This window comes from Agromyces sp. Soil535, from assembly GCF_001428255.1.
In the GTDB taxonomy this organism is placed as follows: Bacteria; Actinomycetota; Actinomycetes; order Actinomycetales; family Microbacteriaceae; genus Agromyces.
In genome coordinates, this window is sequence record NZ_LMRW01000024.1 from 40,624 (window position 1) to 60,087 (window position 19,464).

Here is a 19,464-nt window from a genome sequence, read left to right on the forward strand (position 1 = left end):
TTCATCCCTTGAAGGCGCCCGACATGAAGCCGCGCACGTAGTGTCGTTGGAGGATCAGGAAGAGGAGGATGCACGGCAGCGCGAGCACCACGACGCCGGCCTCGGTGGCGCCGTAGTCGACGACGCCCTGCACCTGGCCCCGCAAATTCGAGATGGCAAGCGGCAGCGTCATCCGGTTCGTGTCGTTGATGAGGATGAGGGGCGCGAAGAAGTCGTTCCATGCGGCGAGGAACGCGAAGAGGCCCACCGTGATGAGTCCGGGCTTCACCGCCGGGATCAGCACCCGCCACAGGGCGGTGAAGCTGGAGCATCCGTCGACCATGGCCGCCTCGTCGAGCTCGCGCGGCACCGCCTCGAACGAGATGCGCATCATGAACGTCGAGAACGGCAGCTGGAACATCGTGAGCACGAGCGCCACGCCGACGAGCGAGTTCGACAGGCCCACCTGGTTGAGCAGCACGTAGAGCGGGATCAGGAGCGTCGCGTACGGCACCATGAGGATCGCGAGCGTCGCGAGGAACAGCACGTCCTTGCCCGGGAAGCGGAAGCGCGCGAACGCGTACCCGCCGAGCAGCGACACCCCGAGGGTGAGCACCACCGTGAGCAGCGACACGAACACCGAGTTGAAGAGGTACACCCAGATGCCCGCCTGGTAGTTCGCGAGCGTCACGTAGTTGCCGATGCCCCACCCGTCGACCTGGTTCGTGCCTGCGCGCGGCGAGACCGACGACACCGCCGTCCACATCAGCGGGTACAGGAAGAGCAGCGCGAGGGCGCCCGTCACGACCCAGTAGGGGGTGCGCAGGGCGATGCCGGCGAACGAGGTCGGCGCGTGCCGCCGCGTCACGCCGAATCGTGCGCGCGAGCCGCGGTCGGGGGCATCCGTCACGATGGCCCGCGTGGAGTCCGGTGCGGTGTCGACGCTCATCAGTCCTCCGCCTTCTTCCCGAATGCGCGGATCTGGGCGATATTGATGACGACCAGGGCCAGCAGCACGATCACCGAGAGGGCGCCCGCGACCCCGAGGTCGTTCGGCCCCTGGAACGCGACGCTGTAGATGAGCTGCACGATCGTGATCGTCGAGTTGTCGGGGCCGCCCTTCGTGAGGATGTAGAACTGCTCGAACGCGAGCAGCGACCCGGTGACGCAGAGCACCGTGGTGAGCGCGAGGGTGGGGCGGAGCAGCGGGATCGTGATGCTGCGGAAGATCTGGCCCCGGGATGCTCCGTCGATGCGCGCGGCCTCGTAGACGTCGTCGGGGATCCCCTGCAGGCCCACGAGCATGAGCAGCATGTAGAAGCCCGCGTACCGCCACACGATGAGGAAGATCGTCGACCACAGCGCGCCGTCGGGCGTGCCGAGGAACGTGAAGCCCCACGTGGCCATGAGGTCGGCGAACGGCCCGGCGATGGGCGAGTAGAGCACGTAGAAGAGCAGCGACGCGGATGCCAGCCCGAGGGCGCTCGGGATGAGGAACGACGTGCGCAGCAGGCCCTTCCAGCGCGACGACTCCTGCACGAGCAGCCCGAGCCCGAGCGCGAGGGCGAGCAGGATCACGGTGGTGAGCACCGTGTACTTCAGGGTGAAGACCACGGAGTCGGTGAAGAAGCGGTTCGTCACCGCGTCCTGGTAGTTCTCGGGGAAGTTCCAGCCCTGGTTGCCGCCGAGCAGCGGCCAGTCCGACCCCGACATCTGCAGCACCAGGATCAGCGGCAGCACGAAGAGGAGCAGCACGAACAGGGCGGTCGGGGTGGCGTAGAGCCATCCGCTCAGCGCGCCGCCCTGCGGAGCACGTCGCCGGCGGCGTTTCGCCGGGGGCGCCTCCTTCTCGATCGGGGGAGCTAGGGCCGTCATGTGGGGAGCCTTTCAGGGGGAGCGGGTCGGCCGACCGGCATCCGGACGCATCCGAACGCCGGCCGGTCGTCGGGCGATTACTGCGAGAGCACCGCCGTGATCTCGTCGTTGTCGGCGTCGACGGATGCCCCGTCGCCGAGCACCGCGTTGCGCACGAGCGTGAGCCACGGGCTGTTCGGCGCGTTGAACGCCTGCTGGAAGTTGATCGCCACGGGGGTGTCGCCGTTGGCGGCCACCTCGTTGATCGTGACGAGGCGCGGGTCCTGGTCGGAGTACTCGTTGTTCGAGAGGTCGGCGCGGGACACCACGTCCTTGTTCTTCGCGAGCACGCCGACCTGCGCGTCCTCGGACATCATCCAGTTCAGGAAGTTCCACGCCTGTGCGGCCTTCTCCGAGTCCTTCGAGATGCCGATGCCGTCACCGCCGACGAACGTCGAGGCGCCGCCCTCGGGACCGGGGATGCCGGCAACGCCCGCATCGAACGGCGTCGAGGAGAGCAGGGTGGCCGGGTAGAACATGAGGCCGACCTTGCCCTCGGTGAATCCCGCGGTCCAGGTCGGACCGGCCTCGTCCTGCGACGAGGGGAGCACGGCACCCGAGTCCCACAGGTCCTTCCACGTGGAGTAGATGTCCTTCGCGGTGTCGCTCGCGAGCAGCGACTCGGTGCCGTCGTCGGAGAGCACCTCCTCGCCGTCGGCCCACACGCTCGGGAACCACGTGAACACGAGGCATCCGCCGCAGTTCAGGCCGGTGGCCGTGCCGTAGGTGTCGGGCTTGTTCAGCGCCTGGATGGCCTTCGCGGCCTCGGCGAACTCCTCGAGGTTGGCGGGCCCGACCTCGGGGTCGAGGCCGGCCTCGGCGAAGAGCTCCTTGTTCCAGAACATCATCGACAGGTCGAGCACGAACGGCAGCACGTACTCCTTGTCATCGAGGGTGCCCGCCGAGAGGTGGCCCGGGTTGATCTCGTCCTTGAAGTCGAAGCCGTCGATGTTCGTGGTGATGTCCTGGAAGAGTCCCTGCTCGACCCAGTTCGGCACGTAGACGATGTCGGCGGCGAACAGGTCGGGCAGGCCGTTCGAGCCGGCAGCCGCGCCGACCTTGGCGACGTAGTCGTCGTTCGGCACGACGGTGAGCTCGACCTGGTTCTCGTGGGTCTCGTTGTACGCGTCGACGAGCAGGTTCGCCTGCTTCTCGAGGGGCGCACGCGTCCACAGGGTGAGCGTCGAGCCGTCGTCGACGCCCTCGGGACCGATGCTCTCGGGTGCTGCGCTGCCGCCGTCGCCCGCGGCGCACGCCGACACGCCGGCGATCAACGCTCCGGCGATGAGGACACCGGCGATTCTTCGCATCCGGTGTGTGGTGCTGCTCATGGTCTCTCCTCTGACTCGTCGTTGAGCGGGCTGCGGGTGAGCCCGGGTGCTGCGACACTCCGGTGCAGAACTCGAAAATACCGAAATGCTTTTCGGTACGTTACTCTTGGGATTCCAGCGGCGTCAAGGGGCCAGTCCGGTAACGTTTACGGCACAGGGAAGGGGGTCGCGATGGTGCGGGTCGATGGTGCGGGAAACCCTCGTGCGGCGACGCTCAGCGACGTGGCGCGCCTCGCCGGCGTCTCCATCGCGACGGCGTCGAAGGCGATCAACGGGCGAGACGAGGTGGCACCGGCGACGCGGCAGCGCGTGCTCGAAGCCGCCGAGCAGATCTCCTTCACGCCCAACCAGCTCGCGAGAAGCCTGCTCGCCGGCCGCACCGGCACCGTCGGGCTGCTCACGAGCGACCTCGAGGGCCGGTTCGTGATCCCGATCCTCATGGGCGCCGAAGACGCGTTCGGTGCTGGGCAGGTGAACGTGTTCCTCTGCGATGCCCGCGGCGACGCCATTCGTGAGCAGCACCACCTGAAGGCGCTCCTCAACCGTCGTGTCGACGGCATCATCGTCGTCGGGCGGCAGACCGACCCGCGCCCCTCCCTCGGCCACGACCTCCCGGTTCCCGTCGTCTACGCCTACGCCCCGTCGGATGACCCGACCGACGTCTCGGTCACCCCCGACAACGTGGCGGGCGGGCGGCTGGCGATCGAGCACCTGCTGGCCACGGGCCGCCGCCGCATCGCGCACATCAGCGGCGATCCCGCGTATGCGGCGGCGCAGGACCGCGCCGTCGGGGTGCGCGCGGCGCTCGCGGACGCGGGCCTGGAGCTCGTGGGCGACGTCATGTTCTCGGAGTGGTCGGAGCACTGGGGCAGGGATGCCTCGGGGCTCCTGCTGTCGCAGCATCCCGAGGTCGACGGGATCTTCGCCGCATCCGACCAGATCGCCCGGGGCGTCCTCGATACCCTTCGCGACCTCGGCCGGCGGGTGCCCGAGGACGTCGCCGTCATCGGCTACGACAACTGGGAGATCCTCGCCACGAACTCCCGTCCCGAGCTCACGAGCATCGACGCGAACCTCCAGGAGCTCGGTCGCGTCGCCGCGAAGCGGGTCTTCACGGCCCTCGACGACGAGCGGCGCTCGGGCACCGAGTCCCTGCCGGTGCGTCTGGTGATCCGCGGGTCGACGATCCCGCGGCGCTGACGCGCCGCCTGCCGCGTCAGCCCCAGAAGTGGTCGTGGACCGCGATGGCCTCGGGCAGGTCGGCGGGCCCCGCCACCGCGACGGGGCGACCGCCGCGCGCGAACACCTCGCGACAGGGGAGGCGCATCGTGGGCACGCCCTCCTGCTCGACGACGATGTCGGCGAGTCCGTCCTCGGCCAGCGCATAGACGACGCGCGCGATCCCGCTCCAGTAGATCGCGCCCGCGCACATGGCGCACGGCTCCGTGCTCGTGTAGAGCGTGCTCGTGGCGAGCACGTCGGCCGGCAATGCCTCGGCCGCCAGGCGCACGAGGTTCGTCTCGGCGTGACCGGTGGGGTCGCTGCGCGTCACCACCGTGTTCATGGCCTCGATCGTGCGGCCGTCGGCGGTCACGAGCAGCGAACCGAAGGGATGGTCGCCGCGGTTGCGCGCCGCGGCCGCGAGCTCGACGCAACGACGCAGCCGCGCGAGGTCGAGGTCGGTCACCATGGTCGGGTCCTGCAACAATGTGTCCTGCGACATGGCCGGGAGTCTAGCGTCGCGCATCGCTTGCCACGCGCATCGGCCGCCACGCATCGCCCGACGGGGCGGGTCGGCACTGCGGGCTCGACAGCGTCGATGGCGCGACGTAGCCTGCGAACAGGGGCGCCCGAGTCGACCCCGCACAGCGCGCGGCATCCGATGCGACCCTCCGACCCGACCGACGACGACGGGAGGCCGTCATGACCGAATCGCAGACCGCAGCCGGGCTCTTCGACCTCGAAGAACCCGCGCACCGGATGGCCCTCGAGCAGTTGCAGTCCGAGCTGATCGCGTGGTTCACCACGGTGAACTCGAAGGGCGAGCCGCACGCCGTGCCCGTGTGGTTCCTCTGGCACGACGGCGAGGTGATCGTGCTGAGCGAGCCGGACGCGGCGAAGGTGAGTCACGTCCGCCACGGCTCGCCCGTGCTCCTGCACCTGCAGGGCGACCGGTTCGGCAATCAGGTCGTGGTGCTCAACGGCACCGCCGAGCTCTCCGACCGAAGCGCCACGGAGTGGCTCGACGAGATCGGCGACGCCTACGGCACCAAGTACGCAGAGGGGATGGAGGAATCCGGTGTGGGCCTCGAGCCGATCGCCGAGAAGTACAGCACCGTGATCGTCGTGACGCCGACGAAGCTCATGGCGTGGTGACGCTCGCACCCAGCGGGGGGCGCCCTGGCGGCGCCTGCCACCACGGGCCTGCGGCGTCGAGCGTGTCGACGTCGGCGCGGTCGCCGAGGAGCTCCCAGCGCTGCAGCGACATCGGCACGTTGCCGTTGCGCCAGACGAAGTCGTGGAAGTCGCGAACGGAGAACTCGGCGCCGTCGAGCTGGGCCGCGACCGCGGCATCCGCGAGCATGCGCTGCACCTCCTGCTTGCCGACGTGGTACGACATCGCGAGCCCGGGCGTGGCCACGTAGTAGGACGTCTCCTCGGTGGCGGTCCCGCCGTCCATCGGCACCATGCGTACGAAGAAGTCCACCGCCTCGGGCAGGCTGAACGCGCCCGTGGCGAGGTTCACGTCGACGACGACGCGCAATGCGCGAAGGCGGATGAAGTTGTGCACGATGGTCTGCGAGTGCGGGGCATCGGCGAAGAGTCCGGCCGTGAGCATGAGCTCCTCGTTGTAGTGCGCGATGCCCTCGTTCGCGACCGAGTCGATGAAGTGGCGCCGAAGCGGGTCGGGCTGCGCCCATGACAGCGCGAGCTGCTGGCTGTGGGCGCCCTCGTGGATGATGCCGAGCCGTGGGTCGCGCGCGCTCGCCGCGTCGAAGTACGGCAGGTCGGGGGACGGGGCGGGCACGTACGAGGTGGCATCCTCGCCGACCCGCCGGATGCTCGTGAGGTCGTCGGTGACCCCGAGGAACGCGACGGGCTCCAGGTAGTCGGGGGTCGGCGCGAACAGGTAGCGCCGCAGTGAGTCGGGCTGGCTGAGCAGGCCGGATGCCTCGGTGAACGCGCGCACCCTGAGCTCGTCCGCCGCCTCGTCGGCGGACTCCGCCTCGGCGCTCGCCGCCATCGGCCGCTCGGGAAGGCCGCGGAAGCGCGCGCGAAGCACCGTCTCGGCCACGACGCTGCGGCTCACGTCCTGCATCGCAGCGCGCACGAGCTCCTCGGGCTCGGCCGTGACGAGGGCGACGTGACGCAGGTACCAGACGAACGCGTCGCGTCCGACGATCACGTCGGGCCCGAGGCGGTCGGCGGATGCCTCGAGCCACGCCCGGTAGCGCCCGAGCGCGTCGCTCGCGGCGGGCTGGGCGGCGGCGAGCGCGGCGGCGGTCGCGGCATCCGTGTGCGGGACGACCGCAGCGACCGACGTCGAGAGGCGGGCGCCGATGTCTCGCAGGTCGCCGGCCGCGACCCGGGCGAGGGTCGCGACGCCGGCGCGCTCGAGGTTCACGATCGCCTGTTCGACCGCGCCGGGGATCGCCTCGAGCACGCGCACGAGGTCGGATCGTCGACGCGCGTCGAACGGCGGCGGCGCGAGCAGGAGGTCGAACCACGGGCCGAGCACCTGTGAGGTGAGGAACACGGCGTCGCGCTCCCAGTTGCGCAGCACCTCGAGCTCCCAGTGCCCACGGGCCATGGCGGCGCCGAGCAGGCGGTGATCGACCTGCGTCGCGACGGGCAGCGCGCCGATGCCCGCTGCGTCGATCGCCCGCCATCGCTCGGCGAACCCGGCGAGTGCGAGGCGGAACTCGTCGATCGCGGACCGATCGAAGCGCGGCAGCCACCCCGACGGCCGCTCGACGCGCGGGATGTCGTCGGAGGTGCGGAACGAGGTGGCGTCGCGCCACTCCCAGAACTCCGCGCCGAGACGTTCGAGGTCGTGTGCGAGCGACGTCATGACGACCACGCTAGACCCGCCCTCCGACGGAGCTCACCATCTGCAGGAAGCCCGCCCCGCCAGTGGCGGAGCGGGCTCCCGTCCTGTGACGTCCGAGCGTCAGCTCGACGTCTTCGTGGTCACCTGCTGCTCGATCTGCGGTGCGCTCTGCACCTCGATCTTGCGCGGCTTCGCCTGCTCGCTCACCGGGATGACGACGCTCAGCACGCCGTTGTCGTAGTGCGCGCTGATCGACGTGATGTCGAGACCTTCACCCAACGTGAGCTGGCGAAGGAACGAACCACTCGGACGCTCGTGCGCGAGCCACTGCACGTCGCTGTCGGAGCGCAGGGTGCGCTCGGCGCGGATCGTGAGCAGCTGGCCGTCGACGTCGACGTCGATCGAACCGGGGTCGACGCCAGGCAGGTCGGCCGAGAGCACGTAGTGGTCACCATCTCGGTGCAGGTCGATCGGCATCACGCGAGGCCCCTGTCTCGAATCGATCATGCCCGCGGCGAGGCGGTCGAGCTCACGGAACGGGTCCCAATACATGGCCATGACTTCTCCTCCCTGTTCGGCCGCTTTGGCGCCTGTTCGGCTTGGCGGCCTTTGGTTCAAGAGTTGAGTCACCTTGGCTCAACAAGCTCCAGATTAGCACTCTGCCATCGAGAGTGCCAAGGGGTCGGGGTGCCATCCGTCCGGAAATCGCGCGTGCGAGGAGCCGAGTCGACGCCGCCGCCCTTGCACCCACCGCCCATCGCGCGTTGACTGGTGCGATGCGCGTCGTCATCGCCGGAGGTCACGGCAAGATCGCCCTCATCCTGGAACGCCTGCTCGCCGAAGCCGGGCACGAGCCCGTCGCCATCATCCGCAATCCCGACCATCGCGCCGACGTCGACGCCACGGGCGCGGCCGCTGTCGTGCTCGATCTGGAGGAGGCATCCGTCGACGAGGTGGGCCAGGTGCTGAAGAACGCGGATGCCGCGGTCTTCGCCGCAGGCGCAGGCCCGGGCAGCTCGGCCGAACGCAAGTTCACGGTCGACCGCGACGCCGCGATCCTGCTCGCCGATGCCGCCGAGGCCGCGGGCGTGCCCCGCCTCGTCGTCGTGTCGGCGATCGCCACCGACCGCTTCGACCCCGATTCCGACGACATCTTCCAGCTCTACCTGCGCGCCAAGAGCGAAGCTGATGCCTCGGTGCGCTCGCGCGACCTCGACTGGACGATCGTGCGACCGGGCGGGCTCACGAACGAGCCCGGCACGGGACGCGTCCGCGCCGGGGCGAGCGTGCCCCGGGGACCGATCCCCCGGGCGGATGTCGCGGCGACGATCGCCGCGCTGCTCGAGACCGGTGCCGCCTCGCGCACCCAGTTCGAGCTCGTCTCAGGCGACCACCCGATCGACGAGGCGCTGGCCGCGCTCGTCTGACACGGTGGACGCGCCGCCGCGACGTGCCCGTCGGGCCGTCGAGTAGCACCGCACGTGCTCGTCGCCGCCGAACCGGCCGCCGCTAGCCTGAGACCATGGGCATCACGGCCACGTTCCGGGCCACCAAGCGCGTGCCGATCCTGCAGGTCGCGAAGGCGTCGGTCGCGACCATCGCCGCGTGGCTCGTCGCGAGCTGGCTGATCCCGGGGCCGCTGCCGGTCTTCGCCGCGATCGCCGCGCTGCTCGTGGTGCAGCCGAGCGTGAACCAGTCGCTCGGCAAGGCGGTCGAGCGGTCGATCGGGGTGATCCTCGGCGTGCTGATCGCCACGGGCATCTCGCTCGCGTTCGGCCAGAACACGTGGATCATCCTCGTGGCGATCGTCATCGCGATGCTCGTCGCGTGGGCGCTGAAGATGACGCCGGGCACGTCGAACCAGGTCGCGATCAGTGCCATGCTCGTGCTCGCGCTCGGGGCGTCCTCGCCGCAGTACGCCCTCGATCGCGTGCTCGAGACGCTCATCGGCGCGGCGATCGGCATCATCGTGAACGCGCTGATCGTGCCGCCGGTCGCGGTGGCCCCCGCGCGAGAGCAGCTCGCGGGACTCGGCGGCGAGCTCGCGGCATCCGTCGACCGCCTCGCCGACGCCCTCGAGCACGCGCAGTCGCCCGCGCAGGTCGAGTCGCTCATGATCGAGGCGCGGCTGCTGCGCCCGATGCGGGATGCCGCGGATGCCGCGATCGCGGCCGGGGAGGACTCGCTCACCCTCAACCCCCGCCGCTCCGCGCATCGCGAGGAGCTGGCCGCCCTGCGCGAGTTGCTCGCGCAGCTGGGCCCGATCGTGACGCAGGTGATCGGCATGACGCGCGCGTTCGCCGACCACTACGACGACGCGCTGCACGACGAGCCGACCGTGCGCGCCATCGCCGAGCAGCTGCGCCGCGTCGCCCACGACGTGCGCCTGGCGGTGCGGATCGCCGAACCCGAGCCGGAGCCGCTCACCTCGGAGACGCCGGCCCTCACGTCGGCGCTCGTCGTCGCCCCGCCGAAGTCCGGGCACTGGATCCTCGTCGGCTCGCTCATGGAGGACCTGCGGCGCATCCGCGAGGAGCTCGGCGCGCAGTGAGCGGGCGGAGTGATCGCGCGCCGTGAGCGCCCGCGCCGTGAGCGCCCGCGCGGGGCGGGCGTAGCCGATCCGCCGAGCCCCGAATCAATCGCCGCGCGGGGCCGCGTTGTAGTTGGCGATGACCTCGGTCGCTACGTCACGGGACATGACGCCGAATGTCAGCCAATCCGGTGCGCCGATGGTTCCTCCGACGATGCAGTTCGACGCACTGGCGTCGACCAGGCTCGGCTCGCGGTTCTCATCGTGCGCCTCGATATAGACGAACCATCGCCCATCGTCGCGAAGCAGCACGGGAGACGATTCGAAGGAAGCGAACTGCACCTTCGCGAAGTCGCCCGGGTAGTACACCATCGTCTGCGCCTTGCAGAGCGCGTACGCGTCGACGGCCTCGATCGGCGTCGTCGCACCGCGGGCGTTCGTTGCCGTGCCCGGCGGGCTCGACGGCGTTGCACTCGGGGCGGCCGGCGCGGCGGGCGTCGTCTCGGGAGCGAGTGTCGGCGCGGGAGTCGGGGTACAGCCTGCAAGGGCTAGCGCGGCGAGGATCGGAATGGCCCACGCGGCGGGCGCTGCGATTCGAATCGGCATGGCGCGAACGTATCGTGTGCAATGGTGCCAGCGCGATGCGGGCGAGCCCTGAGCAGGCCTCCTCATCGACCGCGGGAACCACTTCGTCTCCCCAGTCGTCCCGGCACTCCGCCACTCCGCCACTCCGCCACTCCGCCACTTCGGCACTCCGGCACCCCGACACTCCGGCACCCCGGCACTCCGGCACTCCGCCACTCCGGCACTCCAGCACCTCGGCACCTCGGCACCTCGGCACCTCGGCACCTCGGCACCCCGACACTCCGCCACTCCGCCACTCCGACACTCCGGCACTTCGGCACTCCGGCACTCCGCCACTCCGGCACTCCGGCACTCCGCCACTCCGACACTCCGACACTCCGCCACTCCGGCACTTCGGCACTCCGGCACCAGCGTGCCGAGAGGGACATTGCTGCGCCGCTGACCTGTCCTCGACACCTTGGTCCGGTCGTTCCATACCCACCGACCACCACACGCCGACCAGCCGGAAGTGCGTAGTGGGGAGGATGCGGGAGTGAACGCACGAGAGCACAGCGTGAAGGTGGATCCGGAGACGAGCGGAAGGATCGCCGACCTCGCCCACTTTCTCGGGAAGACACGGAAAGGCGTCGTCCGCGACGCGCTTTTGCTGCTCGCGGACCTGCACGCCCCCGCGGTCTCGCTCGGCATCACACGTTCGGCAGGGCGCGTCACAGCGGCATCCGGCTCTCTGGACGCAGCGAAGAAGCTGGCCGAGGTCGGCGGGGACATTCTGGCGTTGGCTCCTCGCGAGCGCGTGAGCGTGCTGCGCACTGAACTCATCGATCTGCTCGATCGCCATGGCGCTCGGAACCCGCGGATCGTCGGGGCACTTGCCCACGACGCCGATACCGAGCACCTGGAGCTGCTCGTCGAGAGCGACCTCATCGACGGGATCGATCACGCCGGGGCCATTCACGTCTCGCAGCGCCTTCTGGGGATGACGGTGACGCTGCACGATGAGACCGGCCTGCGCCTGTTCTCGCCCGAGAAGTTGCGAAGGCTGGAGCATGAAGCGGTGCCGCTCTGAACCGTCGACGCTGGTCGCGGGGCCGGCGCGAACGACACCGCACATTCGTCTCGGCGGCGAGGCGGCGGCCTCGCGTTCGACACGGCGGCCATCCCGGCCCCGCGCGGGGAGTGGCTATCGTCGAAGCGGAAAGGGGCGTCCATGTCGGATGGGAGCAGCAACGTGGCCGCGCGCGGATTCGACTTCTTCGACGCGGGCGAGCTGCCGGCACCGAGTCTCTCCGCCGACGAGGTCGCGACCATCGTGCACGACCATTGGCGGCTCGACGTCGAGCTCGAGCCGCTCGGCAGCCAGCAGGACCAGAACTTCCTCGCGCACGCCCACGGCGAGCCGATCGGGGTCGTCAAGGTCACCAATCCCGCATTCACTGCCGCCGAGCTCGAGGCGCAGGAGCTGGCCGCCGCACGCATCGCAGCGCACGCCCCGATGCTGCGCATCGCGACCACCACGACGGACGCCGCCGGCACGCCGCGGTCGGTCATCGCGACGACGAGCGAGGGCCCGCTCCGCATCCGGATCATCGAGTTCCTCGGCGGCGGCACGCTCACCGGCGACGCCTACCTCTCACCGGCCGTGGTGGCGCGCATGGGCGAGCTCGCCGCCCGCACGAGCCTCGCGCTCGCGGACTTCGACCACCCGGGCCTCGACCGCGTGCTCCAGTGGGATCCGCAGGCGGCCGACCGCGTCGTGGAGCTCCTCGCCCCGCACCACCCCGATCCGGCCAAGCGCCGACTGGTCACGGATGCCGCGGCGGCAGCCTGGGCGCAGCTCGCTGCCGTGGCATCCGCTCTCCCCATCCAGGCCGTGCACCTCGACCTCACCGACGACAACGTCGTGTGCACGACGGACCGCGGCATTCGCCTGCCCGACGGACTCATCGACTTCGGCGACGTGACCCGCAGCTGGGCGGTCGCGGAGCTCGCGATCACGATCTCCTCCGTGCTGCACCACGCCGGCGCCGAGCCGGCGTCGGTGCTGCCCGCGATCCGAGCGTTCCATGCGCTCCGCCCGCTGTCGGGGGCGGAGGTCGCCGCGATCTGGCCGCTCGTCGTGCTGCGCAGTGCCGTCCTCGTCGTGAGCGGTGAGCACCAGGTGCGGCTCGACGGCGGCTCGAACGCATATGCCGCGAGCGGCATCGGTCGCGAGTGGCGGATCTTCGAGCAGGCGACCACGGTACCCGCGCAGGTGATGGCCGGCGTCATCGCGACCACGCTCGGCGTTCCGCTCGACGAGATGCCCGGCCTCGTCGAGCACACCCGCCGACTGGCGCCCGACCTCGATGCGACCGGGCTCGTGGTGATCGACGCCTCCATCGCGTCGGACGGTGCCGATGGCGGCGCCTGGCTCGAGCCCGGATTCGACGAGCGGCTCGCACTCGATGCGCTCGATTGGGGCGCGACCGCCGCCGTCGCCGGCCGCGCGACGCCGCGGCTCTCGGAGACCCGCATCCACGCTCAGGCATCGCCTTCGACCGTGCCCACCGGCGTCGATGTGTGGTTCGCGACCCCCCAGCCGCTTGCGAGCCCGTCGCGCGGTCGCGTGACGGTGAGCTCGTCCGAGCGGATCGAGGTCGAGCTCGACGAAGGGGCGGGGCTCGTGCTCGACGGCGACCTGGCGAACGGCCCGAGCGAGGGTGCGCTCGTCGAGGCCGGCGCCCCGGTCGGCGAGGCGGCGGCGCGTTCGCGGCTGCGCGTTCGGCTCATCGGGAGCGGGGCACCGGACGTGCCGCACCTCGTCCGTCCCGAGTATGCCGCCGGGTGGCTCGCGCTCACCGCCGACCCCGCGCTGCTCCTCGGCATCGACGCGCATGCGCCCGCCGCGGCATCCGGCACCGCCGCGGCAGCCGACACCGCGGCCGACGCCGCCGCGCTCATCGCGCGCCGCGACCGCGCCTTCGCCGAGGTGCAGGAGCACTACTACGACGCCCCGCCCCGCATCGAGCGCGGCTGGCGCGAGCACCTCATCGGCATCGACGGGCGCGTGTACCTCGACATGGTCAACAACGTGACCCCGCTCGGGCACGGGCACCCGAAGCTCGCCGCCGCCGTGGCGAAGCAGCTGCGCACCCTCAACACGAACTCGCGCTTCAACTACGGCGCGGTCGTCGAGTTCAGCGAGCGGCTCGCGGGCATGCTGCCTGACCCGCTCGACACGGTGTTCCTCGTGAACTCGGGATCCGAGGCCACCGACCTCGCGATCCGCGTCGCCCTCGCCGCGACCGGCCGGCGTGACGTGGTCGCTTTCCTCGAGGCGTATCACGGCTGGACCTACGCATCCGACGCCGTGAGCACCTCGACCGCCGACAACCCGAACGCGATCGCCACGCGTCCGGATTGGGTGCACGCGCTCGACGCCCCCAACCCGTTCCGCGGCGTCCATCGCGGGCCGGATGCCGCGCGCTACGCGCCCGAGGCCGCTCGCCGCATCCGCGAGCTCGCCGCATCCGGCCGGCCGCCGGCCGCGTTCATCGCCGAGACCTTCTGCGGCAACGCCGGCGGCATCCCGTTGCCCGACGGCTATCTCGCGGAAGTGTACGCGGCCGTGCGCGAGGTCGGCGGACTCGCGATCGCCGACGAGGTGCAGGCCGGCTACGGGCGCCTCGGCCACTGGTTCTGGGGCTTCGAGCAACAGGACGTCGTGCCCGACATCGTCGCCATTGCGAAGGCCGCCGGCAACGGCTACCCGCTCGGCGCCGTGATCACCACCCGCGAGATCGCCGCGCGTTTCCGCACGCAGGGCACCTTCTTCTCGTCCACGGGCGGCAGCCCCGCCTCGAGCGTGGCGGGGCTCGCGGTGCTGGACGCGTTCCGCGACGAGCGGCTGCAGGAGAACGCCGCCGACGTGGGCGCACATCTGAAGGGCAGGCTCGAGGCGCTCGCCACGCGGCATCCGCTGATCGGGGCCGTGCATGGGCTCGGCCTCTACCTCGGCGTCGAGTTCGTGCGCGACCGCGCCACCCTCGAGCCGGCGACCGAGGAGACGCGGGCGATCTGCGACCGCCTGCTCGAGCTCGGCGTCGTCATGCAGCCCACCGGCGACCACCAGAACGTGCTGAAGACGAAGCCGCCACTGTGCCTCGACCGCGCCTCCACCGACTTCTTCGTCGACACGCTCGACCGGGTGCTCACCGAGGGCTGGTAGCTCAGGCCAGCCCGAACTCCTCGGCCCGACGGATCAGTTCCCGCCTGGTCGTGAAGCCGAGCTTCATGAGGATCGCCGAGACGTGGTGCCCTGCGGTCTTCGGCGAGATGTAGAGCCGGCGTGCGAGCTCCGCGTTCGTCAGCCCCATGGCGACGAGACGAGCCACGTCGAGCTGCCGGTTCGTGAGCCCCGAGGGGTTCCCGCGCGTGCTCGTGCGTGGCCGTGGCGGCACCCTGGTGAGCCCGCGTGCTCGCAGCGCCCCCCGGGCGCGGTCGGCCGTGGCGAGCGCCCCCATCGCGTCGAGCTCCCCGACTGCGTGCGCCGCCACGGCCTCGTCTGCTGAGCCCAGCGCCGCAAGCGCGGACTCGAACGGCGAGCCGAGCGCCGTCCAGCGCGCCGCGGCGTCGTCTGCGCGGCCGTCGAGCTCGATGGCGAACGGCTCGGCCGCGCGCAACGCCAGGACGGGCCGGCCGAGACGGGCGAGCCAGACGGCCAGGTCACCGGTCGCCCACTCGACTCCCGGCAGGTCGCCGATCTCGGCGATGAGCGCATTCGCGTCGTCGAGCCGCGCGTCGTCGCGATCGAGCAGCCACGCCTGCTCGGCGACCGCCGACATCACCTGGAGCGTCGCGAACGGCTCATCGAGCCGATGCGCGAGGTCCCACGCCAGCTCGAGATGACGATCGACGATCTCGCTCGAGCCCCCGCGGCGCATCAGGACGAGCGCCGCCACGACGTGGGGCCACAGGAGTGCCAGTGGAGCAGCTTCGACGTCGAGCACGGTGTGGGCGTCCTCGAGCGCGGCCTCCCAGCGCCCGCGGAGGAAGTGCAGACGGGCCCTCACGCCGGTCTGCCACTGGTTGCAGATCGGGATGTCGCGATCGACGGTGAACGGCAGCGCGCGGGACAGCAGCTCCCCGGCTTCGCGGAACCGGCGGTGGTCCACGTCGATCGCGGCGAGGTTGGAGTTGCCGGTGGAGGCCGCCTCGTCGAAGCCGAGGACGCGCGCCTCGTCGACCCGGTCGAGCAGCAGCTCCCTCGCCGCGAGCGAGCCGCCGAGCACGTCGGACGCTGCGCCGAGGATCTCGGACCTCAACCGCACCTCGTCGTCGTGGCGTTCCCTCGCCACCTCGCTCGCCACGCGGCCGCTCGCGGTGGCGGCACCCACGTCGTTGCGCCGGAACTCGAGGTACATCCGGGTCGCCCACGCCGACGCGTAGCGAGGGGAGTCCACGTCCTCGACCGCGATGCCGATGTGGCGCTCGGCCTGCCGACGATCGGCCGCGTAGTACTCGAAGATCGCCTGCCGGGCGTGCGCCGCAGCGACGCGGGGGTGATCGTCGATCGCGCTCCACACCGACCTCGCGTCGGTGATCGCCTCGATGGCGTCGTCGAGGTCGCTGACCATGTACTCCTCCCAGCTCAGTCGCTCGAGGAGGTCGGCGCGTGCAGCGGGCTCGCCCGAGAAGTGCTCGATGGCGAGCCGGAGGAACGCCACGGCCTCCGTGTGCGAGCCGGCTCGGCTGGCTTCGGCGGCAGCGGCGTCGGCGTAGCGGGAGGTGCGCTCCCGATCGCCGGCGGCGCGGGCATGGTGGGTCAGCACGGCGAGGTCGCCCGACCCCTGGCGCTCGAGGGCGTCGAGCATGCGAGCGTGCAGGGGTGCGGATGCCGCGAGGGGGATCGCGTCATCGACCGCGAGGCGGGCGAGGTCGTGACGGTAGCCGACGCCGCGCCGCGACCGGCTCAGCAACCCGGTCGCCTCGAGACGCCGCAACCGCGGCACGTCGATCCCGAGGATCGGCAGGAGTCGGTCGTCGACGGCGTCGGGCGCGGTGGCGATGAGCCGGAGCACCTCGAGGTCGTCCTCGGCGAGGGTGCCCGTACTGGCCAGCACCGCGTCACGCACCGATGCGGGCAGACCCTCCTCGGGGTGGCGCACGATCTCGGTGACGTAGAAGGGGTTGCCCCCGGTGCGCGCGAGCACGGATGCCGCGTCGAGGCCGGTCTCGCGGACGAGCGTGCGGATCGCCCCGATCGTGAGAGAGGGCACGGCGATCGTCGACGCGCTCTCGTGCCTGGCGATATCGCCGAGCAGCGGTCGCATCGAATGGGCGGCGCCGATCTCATCGGTGCGAGCGGTGAGCACGAGCAGGATCGGCGCCGACTCGATGCGTCGCACGAGGAAGCGCAGCACGTCGACCGAGGCTTCGTCGATCCAGTGGGCGTCCTCGATCACGACGACGGTCGGTTGCGCCCCGATCGCCTCGAGGAGCCCTGCGCCGAGTTCGGCGAGCGTGGCGAACCCGGTGACGTCGAGGTCGACCCCGAGTTCGTCGATCACATCGCGCACCGGACCGAGCGGCCGCGGGGTCTCGAGCGGATCGCAGAGCCCGCGCACGACCCTCGTCGCCTCTCCTGCGGTCGCCGCTCGCAGCAGGGCCGACTTGCCGGCCCCCGCCTCGCCGGTGATCAGGACGACGCCGCCCTCTCCGCGACTGCGGCGGATGGCCTCGCGGAGCTGCTCGAGTTGCGGCTCCCGTTCCAGGAGTTCCACACTCGGAGCATACGAGGGGTCGGGGTGGCCGTGGAAGAGTCTCGTCACGGCCACCCCCTCGACGCAGATCGTGCTCAGCGGACCACGAGCTCTGCCGTGTGCGAGCCGAACTCGTTGACCACCTCGGATACGGTGTCGGCGGGGAACCCGCCGCGTCGCGCGTGCTCGAGGATGGTCTCAGCATCCTCGGCTTCGTGGACGCAGTAGATCTTGTCGCCGGCCACGTAGCTGTTGACCCACGTGTACGGTACGCCGAGCGAGTCGACGGCGGCGTTCGACGTCGCGGCGATCTCCGCCAACTGCGCCGTGGTGAGCCCGCTCGCCCCGGGGATCTCGCGTTCGATGATGAATCGCTTCATGATGGTGCTCCTGCTTCTCGTCTCGCCGGTGGCGGGCGCCGCCGACGACCTTCAGGATCCGTTCCCGGCGGTGTCCACGACATCGGGCGCCACGCCCCATGTTCCGACGGGATCGCGACCGCGCGTGACATCCGTCGAGGCGTCGCCACACCCGGAGCGGCCCCGTCCCTAGACTGGGCGCGTGCTCCCTGCCGTCATCGTGCTCGCGATCGCGCCCGCGTTCCTCATCCTCGCGCTGGGGATCGTCGCGCGCGCCGTCGCCGCACAGCGGGTGACCGCGCCGATCGTGCAGTACGCGCCCGAACGCGGCGCCACGGTGCTGCGCGACGCGCTGCTCGTGGACGCCGACCGGCGGGCGGCATCCGCGTCACTGATCGACCTGGCGGTCAAGCGCAAGGTGCGGCTGCTCGCGGGCTCGAAGCGCGAGCCCATCGACGTCGAGATGGCCCCGAACGTCGCGCTCACGTCCGACGAGGTCGCGCTGCTCGAGGCGCTGTTCGGGCCCGAGCACACACCCGGCCGTGTGCGGCGGTTCTCGACCGACCGCCGCGCGCTCACCGGCCGCCTGCGCACCCTCGTGCAGCACACCGAGCACGCCCTCGCACGCGACGGGCTCGTGGCACCGAGCCGCACGACCTGGCCGGGCATGACGCTCACGATCCTCGCCTACCTCGGCATGCTCGTCGAGGTGCTGTTCATCGTCTTCGCGCTCGTCGACGGCGACTGGCCGGCGCTCATCGCCACCGTCATCGCCCTCGCGGCGACGATCGCGACGATCCTCGTCACCCCGTCGTCGTGGCGGCGATTCCTGCCACCCGCGCGACCGAAGCGCGAGCACCTCGAGGGGCTGCGCCAGTACCTCGTCCTCGCCGAGGCCGACCGGCTGCGGATGCTGCAGCCGCCGAGCGGCGCGGACCTCCGGACGACGGATGCCGCGACCGCGCCGAGCGACCCCGAAGCGGCCGACGCGCCCGACGCGCCCACGCCCCTCGCCCGCTTCCACCTGCACGAGCGCCTGCTCCCGTACGCCGTGCTGTTCGGGCTCGAGCGGGAGTGGATCGCGAAGCTGCGGCTCGAGCATGTCACCCTGGACCCGACGGACCTCGACACGCTCGCCGACGCCGTCGACGTGACCGCCGACATCGCCGACGCCCTCGACGCGGCCGGCGGCGCACTCGAGCTCAGCGCGGCCGTCGGCGACCTCGTCGACGCGGGTGGCTCGGCGCTCGACGGCATCAGCGGCATCTTCGAGGTGTTCAGCTCGTGATCGACGAGGCGCCCATCACGATCGACGTCGACGGCACGCCGGTCTCGGGGGTCTACTCGCGCCCCGCGGATGCCGCGGGCACGATCGTCGTGGCGCACGGCGCGGGCGCCGGCCTGGAGCATCCCTTCATGTCGGGATTCGCGCGCGCGATGCACGACGAGGGCTTCGCGACGCTGCGCTTCAACTTCCCGTACCGTGAGGCGAAGCGGCGCTTCCCCGACCGGCCGCCGGTGGCGATCGCCACGTGGCGCGCCGCGATGGATGCCGCGGCGGCGCGTGCCGGCGAGGGSGAGCCGATCTGGGCCTCGGGCAAGTCCTTCGGCGGCCGCATGGCGTCGATGGCCGTCGCGGACGGCATGGAAGCGGCAGGGCTGGTGTACCTCGGTTATCCGCTGCATCCGCCCGGCAAGCCCGAGAAGGCACGCGACGAGCACCTGCCCGGCATCACCGTGCCGATGCTGTTCCTGCAGGGGCGCAACGACCCGTTCGCGATCCCGAACGAGCAGCTCGACGAGCTCGTCGCCCGCATCGGGTCTTCCGCGACCCTCGAGTGGATCCAGGACGCGAACCACTCGTTCGAGGTGAAGGGCGCGAAGCGCCCCGCCGGCGCCATCGGCGCGTCGCTCGCGCCGCGCGTGGCCGCCTTCATCCGCGCGCACGCGTACTGAGGAACGTCAGATGTACGGC

Annotated in this window: 17 protein-coding genes; 8 read left to right on the forward strand and 9 right to left on the reverse strand. The window is 71.1% G+C overall.

Annotation, left to right across the window (positions count from 1 at the left end):
• Window position 1: 1 nt before the first annotated feature.
• From ASG80_RS15425 to ASG80_RS15435, 3 genes are all read right to left on the reverse strand, one after another.
• Window positions 2–928 (reverse strand): carbohydrate ABC transporter permease, encoded by a 927-nt coding sequence (locus ASG80_RS15425; RefSeq protein ID WP_082590453.1) that lies wholly within the window; start codon window positions 926–928, stop codon window positions 2–4.
• Complete coding sequence (locus tag ASG80_RS15430; RefSeq protein ID WP_056732284.1) at window positions 928–1,854, reverse strand: carbohydrate ABC transporter permease; 927 nt, start codon at window positions 1,852–1,854, stop codon at window positions 928–930. The genes ASG80_RS15425 and ASG80_RS15430 overlap by 1 nt, the downstream gene beginning before the upstream one ends.
• Window positions 1,855–1,931: 77 nt before the next feature.
• Window positions 1,932–3,224: a sugar ABC transporter substrate-binding protein gene (locus ASG80_RS15435; RefSeq protein ID WP_056732286.1), complete on the reverse strand. Its 1,293-nt coding sequence runs from the start codon at window positions 3,222–3,224 to the stop codon at window positions 1,932–1,934.
• Window positions 3,225–3,395: 171 nt separating this feature from the next.
• Between ASG80_RS15435 and ASG80_RS15440 the strand changes: the two genes are divergently transcribed.
• Entirely contained in the window at window positions 3,396–4,424 is a 1,029-nt protein-coding gene (locus ASG80_RS15440) for a LacI family DNA-binding transcriptional regulator (RefSeq protein WP_056732288.1), read from the forward strand.
• Between the two features lie 16 nt (window positions 4,425–4,440).
• On the opposite strand, the gene ASG80_RS15445 is transcribed toward ASG80_RS15440, so the two are convergent.
• On the reverse strand, window positions 4,441–4,947 hold the full coding sequence (locus ASG80_RS15445; RefSeq protein WP_056732290.1) for a nucleoside deaminase: 507 nt from the start codon (window positions 4,945–4,947) through the stop codon (window positions 4,441–4,443).
• A 200-nt stretch (window positions 4,948–5,147) separates the two neighbouring features.
• Here ASG80_RS15445 and ASG80_RS15450 point away from each other — a divergent pair, with 200 nt between their 5' ends.
• Window positions 5,148–5,600, forward strand: a complete 453-nt coding sequence (locus ASG80_RS15450; protein WP_056732292.1) for a pyridoxamine 5'-phosphate oxidase family protein — start codon at window positions 5,148–5,150, stop codon at window positions 5,598–5,600.
• On the opposite strand, the gene ASG80_RS15455 is transcribed toward ASG80_RS15450, so the two are convergent.
• Window positions 5,587–7,296: a DUF885 family protein gene (locus tag ASG80_RS15455; RefSeq protein ID WP_156401883.1), complete on the reverse strand. Its 1,710-nt coding sequence runs from the start codon at window positions 7,294–7,296 to the stop codon at window positions 5,587–5,589. The two genes, ASG80_RS15450 and ASG80_RS15455, sit on opposite strands and share 14 nt — an antisense overlap.
• A gap of 99 nt (window positions 7,297–7,395) precedes the next feature.
• Window positions 7,396–7,833: an Hsp20/alpha crystallin family protein gene (locus tag ASG80_RS15460; RefSeq protein ID WP_056732296.1), complete on the reverse strand. Its 438-nt coding sequence runs from the start codon at window positions 7,831–7,833 to the stop codon at window positions 7,396–7,398.
• 218 nt (window positions 7,834–8,051) lie between these two features.
• On the opposite strand from ASG80_RS15460, the gene ASG80_RS15465 reads away from it, so the two are divergent.
• Together ASG80_RS15465 and ASG80_RS15470 are read left to right on the forward strand one after the other, a co-directional pair.
• On the forward strand, window positions 8,052–8,702 hold the full coding sequence (locus tag ASG80_RS15465; RefSeq protein ID WP_056732297.1) for an NAD(P)H-binding protein: 651 nt from the start codon (window positions 8,052–8,054) through the stop codon (window positions 8,700–8,702).
• A 95-nt stretch (window positions 8,703–8,797) separates the two neighbouring features.
• Window positions 8,798–9,826, forward strand: coding sequence for an aromatic acid exporter family protein (locus ASG80_RS15470; protein ID WP_056732299.1), 1,029 nt, complete (start codon window positions 8,798–8,800; stop codon window positions 9,824–9,826).
• Between the two features lie 84 nt (window positions 9,827–9,910).
• Here the strand turns inward: ASG80_RS15470 and ASG80_RS15475 are convergent, their stop codons facing one another.
• The gene (locus tag ASG80_RS15475; RefSeq protein WP_056732301.1) at window positions 9,911–10,411 is read right to left on the reverse strand and encodes a hypothetical protein; all 501 of its coding nucleotides are present in this window, start codon (window positions 10,409–10,411) and stop codon (window positions 9,911–9,913) included.
• Between the two features lie 511 nt (window positions 10,412–10,922).
• On the opposite strand from ASG80_RS15475, the gene ASG80_RS15480 reads away from it, so the two are divergent.
• Window positions 10,923–11,456 (forward strand): hypothetical protein, encoded by a 534-nt coding sequence (locus ASG80_RS15480; RefSeq protein WP_056732303.1) that lies wholly within the window; start codon window positions 10,923–10,925, stop codon window positions 11,454–11,456.
• A 141-nt stretch (window positions 11,457–11,597) separates the two neighbouring features.
• The gene (locus ASG80_RS15485; protein WP_056732305.1) at window positions 11,598–14,597 is read left to right on the forward strand and encodes an aminotransferase; all 3,000 of its coding nucleotides are present in this window, start codon (window positions 11,598–11,600) and stop codon (window positions 14,595–14,597) included.
• A 1-nt stretch (window position 14,598) separates the two neighbouring features.
• On the opposite strand, the gene ASG80_RS15490 is transcribed toward ASG80_RS15485, so the two are convergent.
• Window positions 14,599–17,151: a helix-turn-helix transcriptional regulator gene (locus ASG80_RS15490; RefSeq protein ID WP_082590537.1), complete on the reverse strand. Its 2,553-nt coding sequence runs from the start codon at window positions 17,149–17,151 to the stop codon at window positions 14,599–14,601.
• A gap of 74 nt (window positions 17,152–17,225) precedes the next feature.
• Complete coding sequence (locus ASG80_RS15495) at window positions 17,226–17,510, reverse strand: DUF4242 domain-containing protein (protein ID WP_056732309.1); 285 nt, start codon at window positions 17,508–17,510, stop codon at window positions 17,226–17,228.
• Between the two features lie 181 nt (window positions 17,511–17,691).
• Here ASG80_RS15495 and ASG80_RS15500 point away from each other — a divergent pair, with 181 nt between their 5' ends.
• Together ASG80_RS15500 and ASG80_RS15505 are read left to right on the forward strand one after the other, a co-directional pair.
• Window positions 17,692–18,777 carry a DUF2207 domain-containing protein gene (locus ASG80_RS15500; protein WP_056732310.1) on the forward strand — a complete coding sequence of 362 codons (1,086 nt, stop codon included), beginning with the start codon at window positions 17,692–17,694 and terminating at the stop codon, window positions 18,775–18,777.
• Entirely contained in the window at window positions 18,774–19,445 is a 672-nt protein-coding gene (locus tag ASG80_RS15505) for an alpha/beta family hydrolase (RefSeq protein ID WP_056732312.1), read from the forward strand. Before ASG80_RS15500 ends, ASG80_RS15505 begins: the two co-directional genes overlap by 4 nt.
• Window positions 19,446–19,464 lie beyond the last annotated feature (19 nt).